Genomic DNA, 15,380 nt, shown 5'->3' with positions numbered 1-15,380 from the left:
GCCAGCCGCAGGACGGTCGCCAATGGCTCGACATACGAGCGCTCACCGCCCTCGATGTACCGGATTTGCCGGAACCGTCGGCGCACCACAGGAATGGGATTCCGGCCTACCTCGGTGCCCGGTATGTACCCCCGCTCGTATGAGCGCTCGACGACAGAATCTGGATCGGAGACCAATTCGTTGGTGCGCTCATACACCCACAGGTCGACGACGCTCTCGTCGAGGTTCTCTCGCGGCTGCGGGGCCCGGTGGCGTGCGAGGATGTCCGCGTTGACCAGCTGCTCGTCGTCCGATAGCTCGCGATTGAGGCGCTCTACGTCCATGGCGTTGCTCTTGGATTCCTCGGCCAGCTGAACCAGCGCTGCGGCCGCCTTGGCGCCCTCGTCGGTGATCCTGCGAGCCAGCGCGGCGGTTTGCTTCTCCAGAGTGACACGGCGGGACACGAGATCGGCGCGCGCCGCATCCTTCTTCTGTTGCTCGACCTCGATCTCCAGCGTCGAGACGCAGATCTCAAGCCGCTCGCGTTCACTCGTCTTTTCGTCGACCGACGAGCGCCATTTTGCGAATGCCGCCGACGTCTTGGAAGCCTCGGCCTTGGCTAGCTCCAGTGCGAGCAGATCCCGGCTGGTCGCGTCGAGATCGATCCTGGCTTGCTCAAGCAATTTCTCAGTCTTGGTCACTTTCCACCATTCCCTCATCGTCACCGTTCGAATTGCTGCTATCTTTTTGGTCCTGTTGCCGGCCGTTCGCCAGCGACGATGTCGACTTCTCGGACGAGTCGAACGACGCCAAACCGCGATCAACCCTGTCTGCGAACTCGCTGAATCGGTCATAGTCGACATGCCAAGTGCCGGCGAGCTTCACGGCCCAAGCCCAATCGTGGCTGGCGTCGATTCTACGCTCGTGGTTGGCGCAAATCCTGCGGACCAACCACGGATTGAAGGGATATCGATCGGCAAAGGCACGAGCGGCTAAGGCCCACCGCGGCTGAACCGCGTTCGCGACCGCCCTCCGACTTGGAGTAGCAACTGGCCCTGGTGAAGCCGCAGAGGGCTGCGCGATGCGTTTCATGTAGTCGAGCGCCGCCTCGAGGTGTGCGATATGCTCATCGATCTCGTTGGACATGGGCGGGCTTGCCTTCGCTACCGGCGCTGAGACGAACTTTTCGTCCGCCGGCCGGGCCTGTGCGCCTTCGGTCGTCCGCTGCGCTTCTTCGCGACCCGCTTCTCCGCTGGAACGATCTCGATCAGCTCGCCTTCGTCTGTCCTGAGGTGCGTCTTCCCCATGAGCTTCATGGCACGCGCAAATAGCGCCCCCAGGGCTTGGCCTTCCTCGCGATCCCAGATTTTCCAGAATAGCTCGCGTTCCGGCTGCGACTTGGACTTAGCGGCTGTCAAAAATGACATCAGCACCGTACTTCTCTGGATCGCGATGCTCGCGGCTTTGACATCATCGAGGCCGGCATCGTCCTCGAATGCCCGGTCGTTCAACTCCCCGGCCACCCGCGCCAAGTCCTCGGCCTCGTCGAAACAACGGTCCCAATCACGGTCGGTGCCGCGGGTGTAAAGCTGATAACGCTGACGTGACAGTTCCAGGTCGTAGCCCTCGTCGCGCGCGCGGGGCAAAATTCTCTCGTCGACCAGTTGACGGATTCGCCGATCCGTCAGCTTCAGGTCGCGAGCGAGTTCGATCTGGGAAACGAAAACTGGCGCTGTAGTTTCGGTCATTCCTGTACTCCTACTGGTCAAACCGGAAGCGGAAGGGCCGGCTCGGGCCGGCCCAAATATGCAGAAATGCCGGGCGCGTCCGGCGCGCATGGGTCGAGCGTGCCGTACGGTCCCTTGAAAAAATCGCGCGTATTTGCCGCCTCAGCTGGCCAGCGGTGGCCCGTGGCGCGTCCGATCGTTCTCGACCGCGAGAACAGCGGCCGACGACTGAATGCGTATCAGCAGCCAAATCAGGAAGGCGGCTGTTGGCGATTTGACGGGCGTTGGTGCCCATCTGCCTGCAGCTCGATGTTTGCACCGGCAGGACTGGCGCATACGCATACTGCGCCCCGCCCTTCCTTCTTCCCTTCACCGGAATCCGGAGGCTGCCGCGTGCTAGGGATTGAGAGAGCGGCGCCGAAGGCGTCGCTGAGGCCAAAGGCCTGCGCCACTTGGCGCGACTCGCAGCTACATTGGCCATCAGAGGTCCCCACCCCATGGCAGTCGTCGGAGCGCCGGATGCGGCTTCGCCGGGCCTTCGGCCGTCGCGCCTTCGGCGCGCATCCTTTCGAGAGACCGCTGTTCTCTGATCTGTGCGGCCCTGCGGGCCTCTAAAACAGTACTCGACAGATTCGCCTGACGCTTTCCTTCTTGAGATATCTCTCCCCCGAAGTTCGGGGGTATATCTGCTGCATCTTTGGGGGTAGCCATACCCCCGACATCGGGGGGTATCACTGCGGAGCAGGGCCAAATTCTCCTCTGCGGACGCCCGTCGATGAAGACGCTCGCTCGAACAATGGCCCCGCTCCGCTCCAAGGCAGTCAGAGCGCGCTGCACATGCTTAAGTGCCATTCCGGTCTCGCGGGCAATAAAGGCGTCTGTCGGGAAAGCAAAGCCGTCTTTCCCAAACAGCCATTCCAATATCCAAGCAACACGCAGACACGACGCCTGCGCAGAGAATGCGCGGCTTACTCCGCCTCGCCACTTGCGGAGTGCGACGCTCTTGGCTCTAGCGCCGCGCCAGATCAGCGCGGTAGCTGGGTAGCCATCTCTTTTAATGAATTTGCGCCTGTGTCGCCGCGCATCGGCGCCGCTATCGACAGCAGTAATGGCCCCCCTCATGCGCGCCCCTTGGGCGTAGGCATCGACATGAAAAGGTTAGCCCGGATCGCCGCATCCATGCAGCGGAGCTCGCGCGAAATAACTTCTTCGTCGATGCCTCTACGGCGCATAGTTTGCGCTTGCGTCTTGAGTTGGTGTTGGATGTATCTCTCGCCAGCTTCCTGTCTCATCCCTGCGGCGATCTGCGCCTGGCGCGCGATAAATGTCCGCCGGCGCGCCATCGGAAACGGAACGACTTCAGCCATTGGTGATATCCTCGCGATGTCGGGAATTTCGATGCAGCCGTGCGGACGGGGCCGTCTCGTGGGCTGCGACGGCCAAGGCGAATTGACGTGTCTCGAATGGCCCAATCGGCTGGTGCAAGCCGACCTCGTACAGGCCGTCATCTCTCTCGATGATGATTTGCTCGGCGGTGATCATGTGACATCCGCCGATCGTTCTGCCTCGTAGTGCTCCCTGACCTTGATGAAGGCCCTGACGCCTCCAGAACTGACAGTCTCTCGCCACTCGGGCTCGTCGAACTCGCCGTTCGCCTCGATCTCGGCCCGCTCGTCCGCGAGCCGGTGGCGTTTATTGAGCCTGCGGTCTTGCATGAAGGCACAGCTGCCGAACGCGGCGCCGATGGTGGCCAGCCTCAGCTGCTCCGGGCTCACTGATCCGGCGACAATTCGGCAGGTCGGACGGCCGTCGGGGGCTTCGGAAAGTGCTTGTTTTATAGGGGTCCCGGAGCCAAACTTTTTACGGCTGGTAGGTAGTAGCCTCCCCAGGGTCCCGTAGCGCTTTTTGGCCGCCAACGCGGACCGGCACCTGGGGTGGTTGCAGGCCAACCCCTTGCCAACTTTCCGCCCTTCGCAGACGACGCACCGATCCCGGTAGTGGAGCCGGGCGCAGCCCTTGCTGCAGAAGGCGTCCAAGGGGTTCGACGCCGGAGCGGAAAGCTTCGAGCGGCAACGTCGGCAGTGATGAGCCATTGTCGTTTTGGCCCTAGTCGATGCCCAGCTGCCGGCGCAATGGCGCGGTGATGATTGCCTTCTTGTGACCGAGGTCGATCGTGGCAATCTTCCCGCGTTTAATCGCGTCGTAAATTCCGTTGCGTCCCAACGGAAAAATCCTCGACTCAGCCAACTCGGCTGGCGTGATCGTCGGGCGACTTAAGAGCTTCCGGATCTCTTCCGTTGTCATGTCCTGTCCAAATCCTTGTGCGGAACGGTGCAATCTTTTTGGTGATTCACCAAATATAACGAATAGCTCCGACAATCAAGTTTATTTCTGGACATTCACCAAAATTCGGGCTAATTGGCTTTGCATGCGCAGCCTGACAAGCTTTTTGCCTATATTGGCCCCAAGGTTCGGCCTGAGTCCTCAGGCACTGTACGAACGGCAGCGCGCACTTGTTCGCATGAAGATGCTCCCTGCGCCGCAGGGGCGAGGTCGAGGAAGCGGCGCTGAGGCTACGCCAGATACCGTTGCCCTTCTCATTATCGCGGTGATGGCGACGGATAATCTGTCGGACACGGACGATCGCGTTCGGAAGCTCGCGTTGGCTCCCTTGGTCGGCAAAAGAAAGGACCGGTGCCCCTGGACTGGGGCAACGATGTTCAAGGATGCGTTGAGTTTCTCTCTTTCTGCGAATGCTCCGGCCGCAAAGGATTCGACATTCACTTCAGTCCAAGTTTCGCGTACCGAGCCCGCGGCCCAAATTCATTACGATTGGCCGAAGCAACCAGAAGGCATGAGCGAGTTCGGTGCCCGAGCGCGAGATCGGCGCCGGGATCGGTTGCTGGTTTACGCTGAGCTGCCGAACAGTGCGCTTCAAGAAATTCGTCTCGCCCTGCTCTACGAAACGAAGGGACTAGCATCCCTCGCGCCGTAGGGCCGCCCTTGCTAATTCACCGGATCGGGTTCGGAAAGAAGGAGGCTTGAAATGGCGACCGTTCGCAAGCGTATCCTCCCATCTGGTTTGGTTGTTTGGCGCGCTTCCTACACAGATGGCGCAGGAAAGCGCCGCACGAAGCAATTCCCCCGCAAGAACGATGGCGAGGCATGGTTAGTTGAAGTCCGCCACGATATCGCGCGCGGCACTCACACTCCAGGCAGCATCTCGCCGACTGTCAAAGACGCCGCCGCACTATGGATCAAGCGCTGTAACGAAAAGGGCTTAGAGCCCATGACGGTGAAGGGCTACGAGGAACACGTTGACCTTCATATCGTGCCCTTCATCGGCGCCAAGAAGCTTTCTGATATCACCGTGCCCGCTGTGAACGCGTTTGCCGATCAACTCCGGGACGCCGGTAGATCTGCGGCCATGATCACGCGTGTTGTTCGGTCGCTTGGCGGCATCTTCAAGGAAGCGCGCCGTCGGGGACTGGCAGCTACGGCCCCGACTTCGGGCGTAGAGCTCGACCTTCCAGACCGCGACGACCCGCGCCCAGTCATCCCGACCAAGCCGGAATTGCAGGCCATCATTGCCAGCGCAGCCGGGCGGTGGCGTCCAGCGATCTTAGTGGCGATCTTCTGCGGCCTCCGTGCCAGTGAACTCCGGGGGTTACGCTGGGCTGACGTGGACTTCGAGGCGAAGCAATTGAACCTGAGCCAACGCGCCGACGCATCGCACCGCATTGGCAAATTGAAATCGAAGGCCGCTTATCGGTCCATCCCTTGCCCGCCCATAGTGATAAACGCGCTCCGCGAATGGAAACTGATGTGTCCGAAGCGAGACACTGGGAAGAAGGGCGCCAATGGCGAGCGCCTAAAGGCGCTCGATCTCGTGTTTCCAAACGGCCTGGGTAAGGTCGAGAGCCATTCGAACCTTGTGGAGCGTGGTTTGCACCCGATCCTGATGGCGACTGGGCTAACTGAGCCAGGTCCGGTGCTCGACGAAGCCGGCGAGCCGGTCATCAACAACGCGGGCGAGCCGGTTTTGAGAGACGTGCCGAGATATGGAATGCACTCCCTGCGCCATGCCTGCGCCTCCCTATGGATCGAGAGCGGCTACAATCCGAAGCAGATCCAGCGCCTGATGGGGCATAGCTCGATCAAGGTTACGTTCGACGTCTACGGCCACCTTTTTGCCGATGCCGACGCCGACCAGCGCGCGGCAGAGAGTGTGCAGGCGCGGCTTCTCGGGATCTGACCAGTACACAGATCGTACACGGCGCGCATAAGCTTTTGATATTGCTTGCTGCCCAGAAGATTTCTACTCCGCGGGTTGCAGGTTCGAGTCCTGCCGGGATCGCCAGTCCTCATCTCCACGAGCCTCGTTCGTGCATCAGCGTACGCTTCCCCTGCCGTATGATTGCTTGACGCGCCATCCGACGCGCAGTCGCCGATCCATCGCCCTTCACGAACGCGTGGGTAACTCCGCTCAGGGCTTTCAACCGAGCGCATCGGCCCTATCTCTCCGCCGGGCGAAGTGTGCCCAAAAAGGATCCCGATGCCTCAACCCGAATGGACGAGAATGGCGATCGCATCTGCGGTGGCGATCGTCGCGATGTCGTACTTGGCGATCGACGCAGGCCTCGTGAATACCAATGTGGTCAAAAAGCCCATCGAGGTGGCGCAGACATCGATCGTCGGCGCCGCAATGGGTCAGCATTACCTTGCCTTCGCCGTTCAGGAGTGGGCGCGTCGCGGCCACGAGAAACCCGCCTTGGAGCAATGTCTGGCGATCGATTGATGTGGAGCGCGGCTGTCGCCGATGCCGCGCATTCACCCTTCACCTCTGATGCGCCATCCACCACCGCGCAATTGCGGCGGCCAGATCATTCCAAAGCTCCGTCGGAAGATCCGGGACCGCCACCCGGACGCTATACTGGTCCGTGGTCGCATCGTGAAACCACTCGGTCGCCGCGAAATCGAAGCCGAAGCTGCCGGCGTGGCGGATGGGAAATCCCTCCCCGCGCAATTCGCTGCTCATGTCTTCGGCAGCCTGCCGCGCTGCCGCCTCGTTGAGCGCCCGCTTTCCTCGGAGAGTCACGTACAGGCCGTGGGTGAAATGAAGCTCGGCCGAGAGCGACGGAAGCTTCGCAGCAAAATATCGAGCCGCGCTGCGGCCGTTGCGCAAGATTGCCGCGACACGCCTCTGCGTGAGGGCCCAGCACGCCGCGCTGCCTGCGAAGGGCGGGAAGTGCGCCGGCAACGCCGCGCCGCCGAGCAGCCGCACCGCGTTTCGGGTTTCGGACGCGAGACGTGCCCACTCAACGCCCCCTGCCCGCCACTGGTGATGCTCGTTCCCTTGCACGAAGACGGCTGAACCGAGCCGGCCATATTCCGCTCCGAGCGAATCGAGCTTGTTGTGGCTTCGCACCAACACCTGCGGGATTCCGTATCGCCGGGCCCATCTCAGGACGCGCCTGATGCGGCCTGACCTGCCGGCGAAGCATGTCGTGTCGAAAACCAGGAGATCGAGGCCCGAGCCGTTACAGCGCAGCGCCGCCTCGAAGGCGCCGGCGAAGGAGCAGGAATCCAACAGAAGTATTCGCGGCGAGTTCGACGGAGCAAACGCATCGCCCAGCGGCAGCTTCAAGACCTCGAGCCGCAAATGCGGGACGAAGCCCCGGATCAGCTCCAGCGTCTCTCCATAGGAGCCTGGAAGCACCATGACATCGGCCTTCTCGACGATTTGCGCGGAGGCGAGCAGCACGGCGGAGATCGCGGCCATGCCCGAGGCGGTATAGACCGCGGTGCTCGTGCAGCCCCAGTCGAGCTCATAGAACGAAGGACCGCGCACCGTGAGATCGGCCCGCTGGTAGTCGTAACTGAACGCGAACGGCCCGCTGACGGGATCGGCCGTATGCGACCACGCTGTCTCCGTCGCCTTCCACTCCTGCAACTCGTGCTCCGCCCTCAGCGCGGCAGTGATCTGGAATTTGGACCTGACAACCTCGTCGGCCGAACGCGGACACGGCAGATCGAACCGGCTTCTCAGGCAGTCATTCAACAGCCTGAGTTCCTCGTGCTTTCGCTCCAGATAGGCTCGAATGGTCTCCATGCGCTTCTCGACGGTTCCGATGGGACGTCAACGTCCGGAAAACGCCGTGGGTCCAACGCGCCCGCTGCAACGAACGCGCGTCCTCGCAGTTGAATCCACACAAGGAGGACAGCATGGCTGACATCAGAGAGCACATGAAGATCATCGGCAAGGACGGCGCACATGTCGGCACCGTCGATCGCGTCGAGGGCAATCGCATCAAGTTGACGCGCAAGGACAGCCCGGAAGGTCACAAGGACCATCATCACTACATCGATACGAAATATGTCGGTGCCGTCGAAGGCGATATCGTCAAGCTCTCGGTGAATGCCGACGCCGTACCGAAGACGGAAGCTGCCTGAAACACTGCTGAAACACTGAGCCCCTTCGGGGGCTTTTTGTTTGTTCACGATCCGACTCCGCTTCGTTCGCAAAGCACGAATCACGATCGCAAATTACGAGGCCGGGGATTCGTTAATGACCGGCTTAGCCAGGTCGGTCATGCACTCACGAGCGCGGGCCGCAGCCGATAGGCATCGATCGCGGCATTCGACAGCAACAGCCTGCGTTGCTCTGCACGCAACATCATGCGGTCGATCAGGTTCAAGATGAAGCGGGCGGAATCCTTGTGCTCGCCCGTGAGCAGGCCGGACTGGTCGAGATATCGCCAGGCGATCTCGAAAGACTGTGCGCGTAGCTCGGGATCGGTCATAGCTGCACAAGGCTGCCGTGGAACGAATGTTCCTGCGCGCCAAGCGCGCGAGCCGCGCAGGAGTTCAGCGCCGCGGATCGATGCGGAACGAACGCGCAATCAGGGCGTTGCACATCCGACTCGAGTGGTGCCGACCTGCCACCCCCGGTCGGCTTTGAAGAACCCTGTGCTTGTCCCCCGAGCACGGGGTTTTTCTCATCTCGGCCGCCCTATCCAACCGGAGCCATGCGCCCGGCCGGCCACGAGGAGTCGGTCTGCTCATCGTGAGGATCGCGGGCGAGCTGATGCCATGCCAAGGCCAGCTGGATGAGCCGTTGCCGATCGGTCCCTTCGGCCTCCGCGGCCCGCTTCATCGCGGCCTCGGCTTCGTGCTGTGGATCGTACTCGGTGCACATGAGGCCGACGCTAGCCGGCCATCTGGACGAGCGCGTGGCAATTTCATCCGTATGATTGCGGGTACTTTCGGGGCCTGGTAGAGCGATCTGTGAACTACGTCACAGCCTGCCCCCGACATCTCCGCTAAAAAGCGCTTCAACGCCTCATGGGTGATGTCCGGTCATGACACGCAAAGCAGCCAGCGAAGTCATCGTCCCGAAACGACGACATAGCTCGGACCTGCTCGGCATCGCGTATCTCGGCACGATCGGCGTCGTGATGCTGGCCTGGATCGGCAGCCTGGTCTGGGCCACGATCGCATTCTTCAGCTGGCTCGTGTCCTGACATCCGAGGCGATTGGCGTGCCTGCCGCGCGCCCGGGCTGCGGACGCCGACTTAGAACAGGCAGAGCAGCGCCTGAGAGAGTTTGATCCCGCCACAAACGATCATGGCCCAGAGCGCCAAGCTGATCTGGATCGCTTCCAGCATGTCCCACATCCCCCGAATCATCCCGACATTTTTCTTTTGAGACTTGCGCGAAGCGGCAGCTGGCGCCAACGCTTATTTGAAGCAATCGCCGGCAAACCAAAAAAAGAGGCGGGCCTGGGCCCGCCTCCGCGCTCCAATCCAGCCTGGGAAAACTCAGTAGCACGCGCGGGGATCGGCCTGCACGTATTGGCCGTTCGGATAACGATAATAGCAGGTGCCCTGCGCCCAGTAGTAGCCGGGCTGGGATGCAGCGGTGGCGCCGGCGATGGCGCCCGTTGCGCCGCCGAGAACCGCGCCGGCGGCAGCCCCTGTTGCATTGCCCGAGATCAGGCCGCCCAGCACGCCGCCGACGATCGCACCGCCAAGCGCGCTGGCGCCGGGGTCAGCCGGTGGCGGAGGCGGAGGTGGTGGCGCATAGGCGACCGGAGGCGGCGCATAGGCCACCGGCACGTCGTCGATATAGTCCTCGGAGATGTAGGCAGGCGGGCCAGCCATCCGCTGCGGATAATAATACCAGACCCCACCAACGTCCCACCACCAGCCGGAGCGTCCGTTGTGGACTTCATGGCGCCAGCGCCCGCCTTCCCAGGCGAGATTGCCGCGATAGGTGTGTCCGCCCCAGTCCCGCGCCGGCGCGGGACCGCGGGCGACGCGACGTCCCGGCGGCGGGCCACCGGCACCGTGCGGACCGGGACCCGCATGGGGCTGGCCAGCGGGCTGCGCGGACCGGACCGCCTGCTGCGGCGGAGGACCTTTGCGCATGTTCTGATGGGTCGGGGGCGGCGCCCCTGCGCCCCGGCCGGCCGGCGGCGGGCCAGCATCCTTCGGCGGCCTCGCGTCCTGAGCCTGCGCCGGAAGCGCGAGCAACGACATGGCCGAAACCAATGGAATGACAATCTTCATGCGGCTGGACGCACTCATGCGTGCTTGACCCCCTACCTTCTCGATTTGCCGTGGCGCCTGCCGCGATGGACGATTCGCCTCGCGATGGGCTTGATGCCGGCCGACATAAGTGACCTGCTTTGGTCGGCCAAGTCCTGTTACAAATGGTTAAGATCACGGCATTTTTTCGGCCCAAGCGCCATGCCGGAGCGCTCCTAGCGAGCCGGCTCGATCACGTTGCAGTTGCTTCGCCCGGACATCAGACAATCCTGCATCTTGCTGGCTGCGGTGAGATTCCGGGCAAGCCACCAGCCAACGCCCAGAATCATGATCGCGATGATCAGTCCGGCAATCGCACCGCGGCGATCGCCATCGGGCTGGCGCCTCGGTTGACGGTTGGGTCGAGAATTGGGCTTCTCGCCCGGTTCGGATCTGGACTCGGGCTTGGACATGGCCGCCTGGTCGCGCTGGCGAGCCCGCTCTATCACCTCTGCGGCGTCGCGTCGCATCCCGATCCGCCTGCCGAACTCAGCCTCGGGTCGGCGGGATCGCATCCTTGCGCGAGGTTTCGACCGCCGGGATCGCCCTCTGGACCCGCGGTGCGCAGGTCGTGAGCACGAATGCGGTCTGGCTGCATTCCCAGCCCGCTCCCAGCACGGCACTTTCGATGGGCTGCGGACGAGCGAGCTGCACGGCGGCGCCCGCCACGCTTGCCAGCACGAAAGCGATTGCGAGCGCCTTCAGGCTCGGTCTTGAGATCGTCATGCCCGTGCTCCGTCTCGTATCGGGCGGACGCTAGGCCCCGCCCTCGTGCTCCCTTATGAGGGACATCACAATTCGGCAGTTTTTTCGGGCTACGAGAGATCGTCAGGGGGGCGATTTTTCGTTGACCTGATCGGCTGCGATTATGGGTGGCTTCACGACGCGCGCCGATGTACACGCTTCTGCGTCGCGTTGCGCCTGCTATGCCCAGCCGACGTACCAACAGGCACGGATGTAGGATCGAAAGCGAGGAAGACAAGGCTCGTCGATGAGTGGATTCAGGGAACCCGGCTTCACAGACCGGCAGAAGGCGGCACAGGAAGCCCGCAAAAATCTTTTGAACAAATTCAAGTCACAACCGGGACCCGACGATCCGGCGGTGGCCGCGCGTCGTGCTGAACGCGAAGCACTCGCGGCCAAGCGTGCCGAGGCGAAGGCTGCGCGCGAGGCGGAGAAGGCCGAGCAGAAGCGTATCGAGGAAGAAGCCAAGGCCGCCGAAGCCGCACGGATCGCGCTCGAGGCTCAGGAAGCCGCCGAGAGACAGGCTGCCCTCGAAGCCGAGCAAAAGGCCAAGCGCGACGCGCGCTATGCGGCCCGCAAGGCCAAGCGCAAGTAAGGCGCGCGCCAGTCGCGTTCAATTGAAGTCGAACTGAAGCACCATTCCGGAGGCGGTCCTGAAGGCCGCCACCGGAATTCGGGAGTGCGCGGCCTCTCACTCGTTAGAATTGGGCAGATGCTGCGCGATGACGACGAAGGATCAATGCTTCTTCATCATCCCGTCGTCTTTCTTCATGCCGTCCTTCGACATGTGGTCCTTCTTCATGCCGTCGTCCTTGGACATGGTGTCCTTCTTCATCATGCCGTCCTTGGACATCGTGTCTTTCTTCATCATGCCGTCATCCTTGCCCATCTTGTCCTGGGCGAAGGCGGCCGGGGCAAGCGCGAGGCCAAGCGAGAGAGCGGCAGCCGAGACGCCGAGCACGATGCGGGTGCGAATGGTCATGGTTCATCTTCCCTTCGAGATAGTGGTTGTCAGCGACGGACGCCGCTATTCAATCTCGACGGATCGCCAGCCGGCGTTGTTACGCCGCGGCCGATAAATTTTCGGAGAGCCCTCCCCTATCCGCCGTTCAGCGTACCCAAGCGCTCACAACCGGGATCGGAAGTGTGCAGCGCAGCACGGCCGGCACTTGCCGGGACATTCGGTCTCGAATTATCAGATGAGAGAATATCGGGTGAAGGACCGGCTAGAATGGGCCACGTGCCGGTCTCGGGAATCCAAGCCCAATCACAAACAAGACTCGTCCAAGGAAATCACACCATGCTTACGCGCCGCCATCTGCTCGCGACTGCCGTCGCCGCGCCCGCCATCCTCCGCTTGGGCACCGGTACCGCGCAAGCCGCGACCACACTGAAGATCTCGCACCAGTTCCCGGGCGGCACCATCGACAAGGGCGATTTCCGCGACCGGCTCTGCCGCATGTTCGCCGCCGAAGTCAGCAAGCGCAGCAATGGCGACATCGCCGTCGAGATCTACCCGAACTCCTCGCTGATCAAGACCAACGCGCAATTTTCCGCGATGCGCAAGGGCGCGCTCGACATCAGCCTCTATCCGATGCCTTATGCCGGCGGCGAGGTGCCGGAAACCAATATCGGCCTGATGCCGGGCCTCGTGACCACCTACGACCAGGGCCTGCGCTGGAAGAAGGAGCCGGTCGGCAAGGCGCTGACCGACTTCCTCGCCGACAAGGGCATCATCCTGCTCACCTGGGTCTGGCAGGCCGGCGGCGTCGCCAGCCGCTCCAAGCCGATCGTCGCGCCTGAAGACGCCAAGGGCATGAAGGTGCGCGGCGGCTCACGCGAGATGGACATGGTGCTTCAGACCGCCGGCGCCTCGGTGCTGTCGGTGCCCTCCAACGAAATCTACGCGGCGATGCAGACCGGCGCCTGCGATGCCGGCATCACCTCCTCGACCAGCCTGATCTCGTTCCGCCTCGAAGAGGTCGCGAAGTCTTTGACCTCGGGGGCGGGCACCTCCTACTGGTTCATGCTCGAGCCCTTGATGATGTCGAAGGCGATCTTCGACAAGCTGCCGAAGAACCATCAGGACATCTTGCTCGCGGTTGGTACCGAGCTCGAAGCCTTCGGCCGCAAGGGCGCGCAGGACGACGACATCGAGGTCGCCAAGGTCTACGAGAAGGCCGGCGCCAAGGTCTCCGTGCTCGACGCCGCGACTGTCGGCAAGTGGCGGGACATCGCCCGCGACACCGCCTGGAAGGACTACGGCGCCAAGACCGCGACTGCGGCAAACCTGCTCAAGCTCGCCATCGACGTCGCGGCATGAGTCACGGTCCGCTTCCGGATCGTGACGACAAGACGATCGCCGCCGCAGGGACCGGCCTTGCGGCAGCGATCGATCGCGGTCTCGCCGTCCTCAACAGCATCATCGTGGTGTTCGCAGCGATCGCGCTGGTCGCGGCCTGCGCCATCCTGAGTTACAGCGTCCTCAGCCGCGCCCTGTTCAAGGCCGCCAATTACTGGCAGGACGAGGCCGCAGTGTTCCTGCTGGTCGGGGCGACGTTCATGACGGCTGCCTACGTGCAGCAGAACCGCGGTCACATCGGCATCGAAGCTTTCGTCGGCCTGCTCTCGCCGTTGGCGAACCGGATCAGGCTGTGGCTGGTCGACGCCGCAACCTTCCTGTTCTGCGCCTTCTTCACCTGGAAATCCTGGACGCTGGCCCATGAGGCCTATGTCGACGGTCAGGTCTCGAACTCGATGTGGTCGCCGCCGCTCGCCATTCCCTATTCGCTGATGGCGTTCGGAATGAGCCTGCTCTGCATCCAGATCCTCGTGCAGCTTGCGCTGCCATTCGCCGGAGCCAGGCGGCCATGAGCGTTTTCGGTATCGGCCTCGCCTACGGCATCGCGACGCTGCTCGTGATGTTTTCGGGCATGCCAATTGCGTTCGCGCTCGGCGCGGTCGCCGTCGTGTTCATGGGCATCTACATGCCCTCAGCCTCGCTCGATACGGTGACTCAGAACGTCTACGAGGAAATGGCCTCGATCACGCTTCTGTCGATCCCCCTCTTCATCCTGAAGGGCGCGGCGATCGGCAAGTCGCGTGCGGGCCAGGATCTCTATTCGGCGCTCCATGCCTGGCTGCATCGTGTCCCCGGCGGCCTCGGCGTCGCCAACGTGTTCGCCTGCGCATTGTTCGCGGCGATGGCGGGCTCCTCGCCGGCGACCTGCTCGGCGATCGGCTCGGCCGGCATCCCCGAGATGCGCAAGCGCGGCTATTCCGGCGGCTTTGCCGCAGGGATCATCGCCGCCGGCGGCACGCTCGGCATCCTGCTGCCGCCCTCGATCACCATGATCCTGTTTGCGGTCGCGGCCGAAAAGTCTCTGGGACGGCTGTTCCTCGCCGGCATCGGACCTGGCCTGCTGCTGGTCACGCTGTTCGGTGCCTATGCCGTGATCCGCTTCCAAAACGAATACAAGGCGGCTGAGGTGATCTACAAGAATGGCGGCCCCGAGGCTGCGATCCTGACCCGCGACGAGTACACGCTCGCCGAACGCTTCAGCGTGCTGCCGCGGGTGATCCCGTTCGTGCTGCTGCTGACCGGCGTCATGATCGCCCTCTATGGCGGCTACGCCACGCCGTCGGAGACCGCGGGGCTCGGCGGCCTCCTCGCGCTGGCGCTGATCGCCGCGATCTACAGCGTGTGGCGGCCGAGCGACCTTGCCCCCATCATGAAGTCGACGATCCGGGAATCGACCATGTTGATGATGATCATCGGCATGTCGCTGCTTTACTCCTACGTGATGAGCTATCTGCACATCTCGCAATCGGTCGCTGAATCCATCGTCGCGATGCACCTGCCGCGCTGGGAGCTGCTGTTCGCGATCCTGGTCATGGTCGTGGTGCTCGGCTTCTTCCTGCCGCCGGTCTCGATCATCCTGATGACGGCGCCGATCATCCTGCCACCCTTGCGCGCCGCCAATTTCGACATCATCTGGTTCGGCGTGGTCATGACCATCGTGATGGAGATGGGACTGATCCACCCGCCGGTCGGCCTCAACATCTTCGTCATCCGCAACGTCGCGCCGGATATTCCCCTGCGCGAGGTGATCTGGGGCACGCTGCCCTTCGTGCTGCTGATGATGCTCGCCGTGCTGCTGCTCTGCTTCGTGCCGGGGATCTCGACCTGGCTTCCGGATCTCGTGATGGGGCCGGACGGGAGCAGGTGACGCTGCCGCAGGGAGGGCAAAGCGTAGCCTGCCCACCAACTGTCAGCGGTTTGCGGAAGCACGGTGGGCACGGCGCTACGGGCCTTCGCCCATCCTACGATGGCTGCCGCCAT

At 62.7% G+C, this 15,380-nt stretch carries 21 protein-coding genes; 8 read left to right on the top strand and 13 right to left on the bottom strand.

The genetic code is table 11. The annotated features are described in order from the left end of the window. The 7 genes from IC50_RS32360 to IC50_RS32330 form a co-directional block, all read right to left on the bottom strand. Positions 1 to 680, bottom strand: a 680-nt coding sequence (locus tag IC50_RS32360; RefSeq protein WP_035714981.1) for a hypothetical protein, incomplete at its 3' end; no start/stop codon positions are given. Continuing rightward, positions 667 to 1,125 carry a hypothetical protein gene (locus tag IC50_RS32355; RefSeq protein ID WP_035714977.1) on the bottom strand — a complete coding sequence of 153 codons (459 nt, stop codon included), beginning with the start codon at positions 1,123 to 1,125 and terminating at the stop codon, positions 667 to 669. The genes IC50_RS32355 and IC50_RS32360, both read right to left, overlap by 14 nt. Positions 1,126 to 1,142: 17 nt before the next feature. Then, positions 1,143 to 1,727, bottom strand: a complete 585-nt coding sequence (locus IC50_RS32350; RefSeq protein ID WP_035714974.1) for a hypothetical protein — start codon at positions 1,725 to 1,727, stop codon at positions 1,143 to 1,145. A gap of 1,097 nt (positions 1,728 to 2,824) precedes the next feature. Then, positions 2,825 to 3,073: a DUF6074 family protein gene (locus IC50_RS32345; RefSeq protein ID WP_035714971.1), complete on the bottom strand. Its 249-nt coding sequence runs from the start codon at positions 3,071 to 3,073 to the stop codon at positions 2,825 to 2,827. Continuing rightward, the gene (locus IC50_RS32340; RefSeq protein ID WP_035714967.1) at positions 3,066 to 3,248 is read right to left on the bottom strand and encodes a hypothetical protein; all 183 of its coding nucleotides are present in this window, start codon (positions 3,246 to 3,248) and stop codon (positions 3,066 to 3,068) included. Before IC50_RS32340 ends, IC50_RS32345 begins: the two co-directional genes overlap by 8 nt. Then, the gene (locus IC50_RS32335; protein ID WP_035714964.1) at positions 3,245 to 3,481 is read right to left on the bottom strand and encodes a hypothetical protein; all 237 of its coding nucleotides are present in this window, start codon (positions 3,479 to 3,481) and stop codon (positions 3,245 to 3,247) included. The genes IC50_RS32340 and IC50_RS32335 overlap by 4 nt, the downstream gene beginning before the upstream one ends. A 331-nt stretch (positions 3,482 to 3,812) precedes the next feature. Then, positions 3,813 to 4,010 (bottom strand): hypothetical protein, encoded by a 198-nt coding sequence (locus IC50_RS32330; RefSeq protein WP_035714963.1) that lies wholly within the window; start codon positions 4,008 to 4,010, stop codon positions 3,813 to 3,815. 742 nt (positions 4,011 to 4,752) lie between these two features. Between IC50_RS32330 and IC50_RS32320 the strand changes: the two genes are divergently transcribed. Then, complete coding sequence (locus IC50_RS32320) at positions 4,753 to 5,961, top strand: tyrosine-type recombinase/integrase (protein ID WP_035714961.1); 1,209 nt, start codon at positions 4,753 to 4,755, stop codon at positions 5,959 to 5,961. A 324-nt stretch (positions 5,962 to 6,285) separates the two neighbouring features. Continuing rightward, positions 6,286 to 6,504: a hypothetical protein gene (locus IC50_RS32315; protein ID WP_244429693.1), complete on the top strand. Its 219-nt coding sequence runs from the start codon at positions 6,286 to 6,288 to the stop codon at positions 6,502 to 6,504. A gap of 39 nt (positions 6,505 to 6,543) precedes the next feature. On the opposite strand, the gene IC50_RS32310 is transcribed toward IC50_RS32315, so the two are convergent. Continuing rightward, positions 6,544 to 7,818: a hypothetical protein gene (locus IC50_RS32310; protein ID WP_035714957.1), complete on the bottom strand. Its 1,275-nt coding sequence runs from the start codon at positions 7,816 to 7,818 to the stop codon at positions 6,544 to 6,546. A gap of 113 nt (positions 7,819 to 7,931) precedes the next feature. On the opposite strand from IC50_RS32310, the gene IC50_RS32305 reads away from it, so the two are divergent. Then, entirely contained in the window at positions 7,932 to 8,159 is a 228-nt protein-coding gene (locus IC50_RS32305; protein ID WP_028176428.1) for a DUF2171 domain-containing protein, read from the top strand. Between the two features lie 137 nt (positions 8,160 to 8,296). Here IC50_RS32305 and IC50_RS32300 read toward each other — a convergent pair whose 3' ends face one another. Beyond that, on the bottom strand, positions 8,297 to 8,509 hold the full coding sequence (locus tag IC50_RS32300; RefSeq protein WP_035714954.1) for a hypothetical protein: 213 nt from the start codon (positions 8,507 to 8,509) through the stop codon (positions 8,297 to 8,299). A 558-nt stretch (positions 8,510 to 9,067) separates the two neighbouring features. On the opposite strand from IC50_RS32300, the gene IC50_RS42670 reads away from it, so the two are divergent. Continuing rightward, positions 9,068 to 9,229, top strand: a complete 162-nt coding sequence (locus tag IC50_RS42670; RefSeq protein WP_035714947.1) for a hypothetical protein — start codon at positions 9,068 to 9,070, stop codon at positions 9,227 to 9,229. A gap of 297 nt (positions 9,230 to 9,526) precedes the next feature. On the opposite strand, the gene IC50_RS32285 is transcribed toward IC50_RS42670, so the two are convergent. From IC50_RS32285 to IC50_RS32275, 3 genes are all read right to left on the bottom strand, one after another. Continuing rightward, positions 9,527 to 10,294, bottom strand: a complete 768-nt coding sequence (locus tag IC50_RS32285; protein WP_035714945.1) for a hypothetical protein — start codon at positions 10,292 to 10,294, stop codon at positions 9,527 to 9,529. 176 nt (positions 10,295 to 10,470) lie between these two features. Continuing rightward, positions 10,471 to 10,707, bottom strand: coding sequence for a DUF2273 domain-containing protein (locus IC50_RS32280; protein WP_035714996.1), 237 nt, complete (start codon positions 10,705 to 10,707; stop codon positions 10,471 to 10,473). A gap of 76 nt (positions 10,708 to 10,783) precedes the next feature. After that, positions 10,784 to 11,020 (bottom strand): hypothetical protein, encoded by a 237-nt coding sequence (locus IC50_RS32275; RefSeq protein WP_035714941.1) that lies wholly within the window; start codon positions 11,018 to 11,020, stop codon positions 10,784 to 10,786. A gap of 265 nt (positions 11,021 to 11,285) precedes the next feature. Here IC50_RS32275 and IC50_RS32270 point away from each other — a divergent pair, with 265 nt between their 5' ends. After that, positions 11,286 to 11,633: a DUF6481 family protein gene (locus IC50_RS32270; RefSeq protein ID WP_035714936.1), complete on the top strand. Its 348-nt coding sequence runs from the start codon at positions 11,286 to 11,288 to the stop codon at positions 11,631 to 11,633. 141 nt (positions 11,634 to 11,774) lie between these two features. On the opposite strand, the gene IC50_RS32265 is transcribed toward IC50_RS32270, so the two are convergent. Next, positions 11,775 to 12,020 carry a pentapeptide MXKDX repeat protein gene (locus IC50_RS32265; RefSeq protein ID WP_035714932.1) on the bottom strand — a complete coding sequence of 82 codons (246 nt, stop codon included), beginning with the start codon at positions 12,018 to 12,020 and terminating at the stop codon, positions 11,775 to 11,777. 318 nt (positions 12,021 to 12,338) lie between these two features. On the opposite strand from IC50_RS32265, the gene IC50_RS32260 reads away from it, so the two are divergent. From IC50_RS32260 to IC50_RS32250, 3 genes are read left to right on the top strand one after another with little or no spacing between them, the layout of a single operon-like run. After that, on the top strand, positions 12,339 to 13,361 hold the full coding sequence (locus tag IC50_RS32260; protein ID WP_035714928.1) for a TRAP transporter substrate-binding protein: 1,023 nt from the start codon (positions 12,339 to 12,341) through the stop codon (positions 13,359 to 13,361). Continuing rightward, positions 13,358 to 13,912 (top strand): TRAP transporter small permease, encoded by a 555-nt coding sequence (locus IC50_RS32255; RefSeq protein WP_035714924.1) that lies wholly within the window; start codon positions 13,358 to 13,360, stop codon positions 13,910 to 13,912. The genes IC50_RS32260 and IC50_RS32255 overlap by 4 nt, the downstream gene beginning before the upstream one ends. Beyond that, a complete protein-coding gene (locus tag IC50_RS32250) occupies positions 13,909 to 15,267 on the top strand; it encodes a TRAP transporter large permease (RefSeq protein WP_035714919.1) in 1,359 nt (452 codons plus the stop codon). Before IC50_RS32255 ends, IC50_RS32250 begins: the two co-directional genes overlap by 4 nt. The last annotated feature ends 113 nt before the right edge of the window (positions 15,268 to 15,380 follow it).

It is taken from the genome of Bradyrhizobium genomosp. I (2014) (assembly GCF_000261685.1).
Lineage (GTDB): Bacteria > Pseudomonadota > Alphaproteobacteria > Rhizobiales > Xanthobacteraceae > Bradyrhizobium.
This window is presented reverse-complemented; position numbering and strand designations above follow the sequence as displayed.

Excerpts from the sequence above, each read along its gene's own strand:
- IC50_RS32250 (WP_035714919.1), top strand. The coding sequence starts at position 13,909 with ATGAGCGTTTTCGGTATCGGCCTCGCCTACGGCATCGCGACGCTGCTC.
- IC50_RS32350 (WP_035714974.1), bottom strand. The coding sequence starts at position 1,727 with ATGACCGAAACTACAGCGCCAGTTTTCGTTTCCCAGATCGAACTCGCT.
- IC50_RS42670 (WP_035714947.1), top strand. The coding sequence starts at position 9,068 with ATGACACGCAAAGCAGCCAGCGAAGTCATCGTCCCGAAACGACGACAT.
- IC50_RS32330 (WP_035714963.1), bottom strand. The coding sequence starts at position 4,010 with ATGACAACGGAAGAGATCCGGAAGCTCTTAAGTCGCCCGACGATCACG.
- IC50_RS32285 (WP_035714945.1), bottom strand. The coding sequence starts at position 10,294 with ATGAGTGCGTCCAGCCGCATGAAGATTGTCATTCCATTGGTTTCGGCC.
- IC50_RS32320 (WP_035714961.1), top strand. The coding sequence starts at position 4,753 with ATGGCGACCGTTCGCAAGCGTATCCTCCCATCTGGTTTGGTTGTTTGG.
- IC50_RS32310 (WP_035714957.1), bottom strand. The coding sequence starts at position 7,818 with ATGGAGACCATTCGAGCCTATCTGGAGCGAAAGCACGAGGAACTCAGG.
- IC50_RS32315 (WP_244429693.1), top strand. The coding sequence starts at position 6,286 with ATGGCGATCGCATCTGCGGTGGCGATCGTCGCGATGTCGTACTTGGCG.
- IC50_RS32355 (WP_035714977.1), bottom strand. The coding sequence starts at position 1,125 with ATGTCCAACGAGATCGATGAGCATATCGCACACCTCGAGGCGGCGCTC.
- IC50_RS32305 (WP_028176428.1), top strand. The coding sequence starts at position 7,932 with ATGGCTGACATCAGAGAGCACATGAAGATCATCGGCAAGGACGGCGCA.
- IC50_RS32255 (WP_035714924.1), top strand. The coding sequence starts at position 13,358 with ATGAGTCACGGTCCGCTTCCGGATCGTGACGACAAGACGATCGCCGCC.
- IC50_RS32280 (WP_035714996.1), bottom strand. The coding sequence starts at position 10,707 with ATGTCCAAGCCCGAGTCCAGATCCGAACCGGGCGAGAAGCCCAATTCT.
- IC50_RS32345 (WP_035714971.1), bottom strand. The coding sequence starts at position 3,073 with ATGGCTGAAGTCGTTCCGTTTCCGATGGCGCGCCGGCGGACATTTATC.
- IC50_RS32340 (WP_035714967.1), bottom strand. The coding sequence starts at position 3,248 with ATGATCACCGCCGAGCAAATCATCATCGAGAGAGATGACGGCCTGTAC.
- IC50_RS32300 (WP_035714954.1), bottom strand. The coding sequence starts at position 8,509 with ATGACCGATCCCGAGCTACGCGCACAGTCTTTCGAGATCGCCTGGCGA.
- IC50_RS32265 (WP_035714932.1), bottom strand. The coding sequence starts at position 12,020 with ATGACCATTCGCACCCGCATCGTGCTCGGCGTCTCGGCTGCCGCTCTC.
- IC50_RS32270 (WP_035714936.1), top strand. The coding sequence starts at position 11,286 with ATGAGTGGATTCAGGGAACCCGGCTTCACAGACCGGCAGAAGGCGGCA.
- IC50_RS32275 (WP_035714941.1), bottom strand. The coding sequence starts at position 11,020 with ATGACGATCTCAAGACCGAGCCTGAAGGCGCTCGCAATCGCTTTCGTG.
- IC50_RS32260 (WP_035714928.1), top strand. The coding sequence starts at position 12,339 with ATGCTTACGCGCCGCCATCTGCTCGCGACTGCCGTCGCCGCGCCCGCC.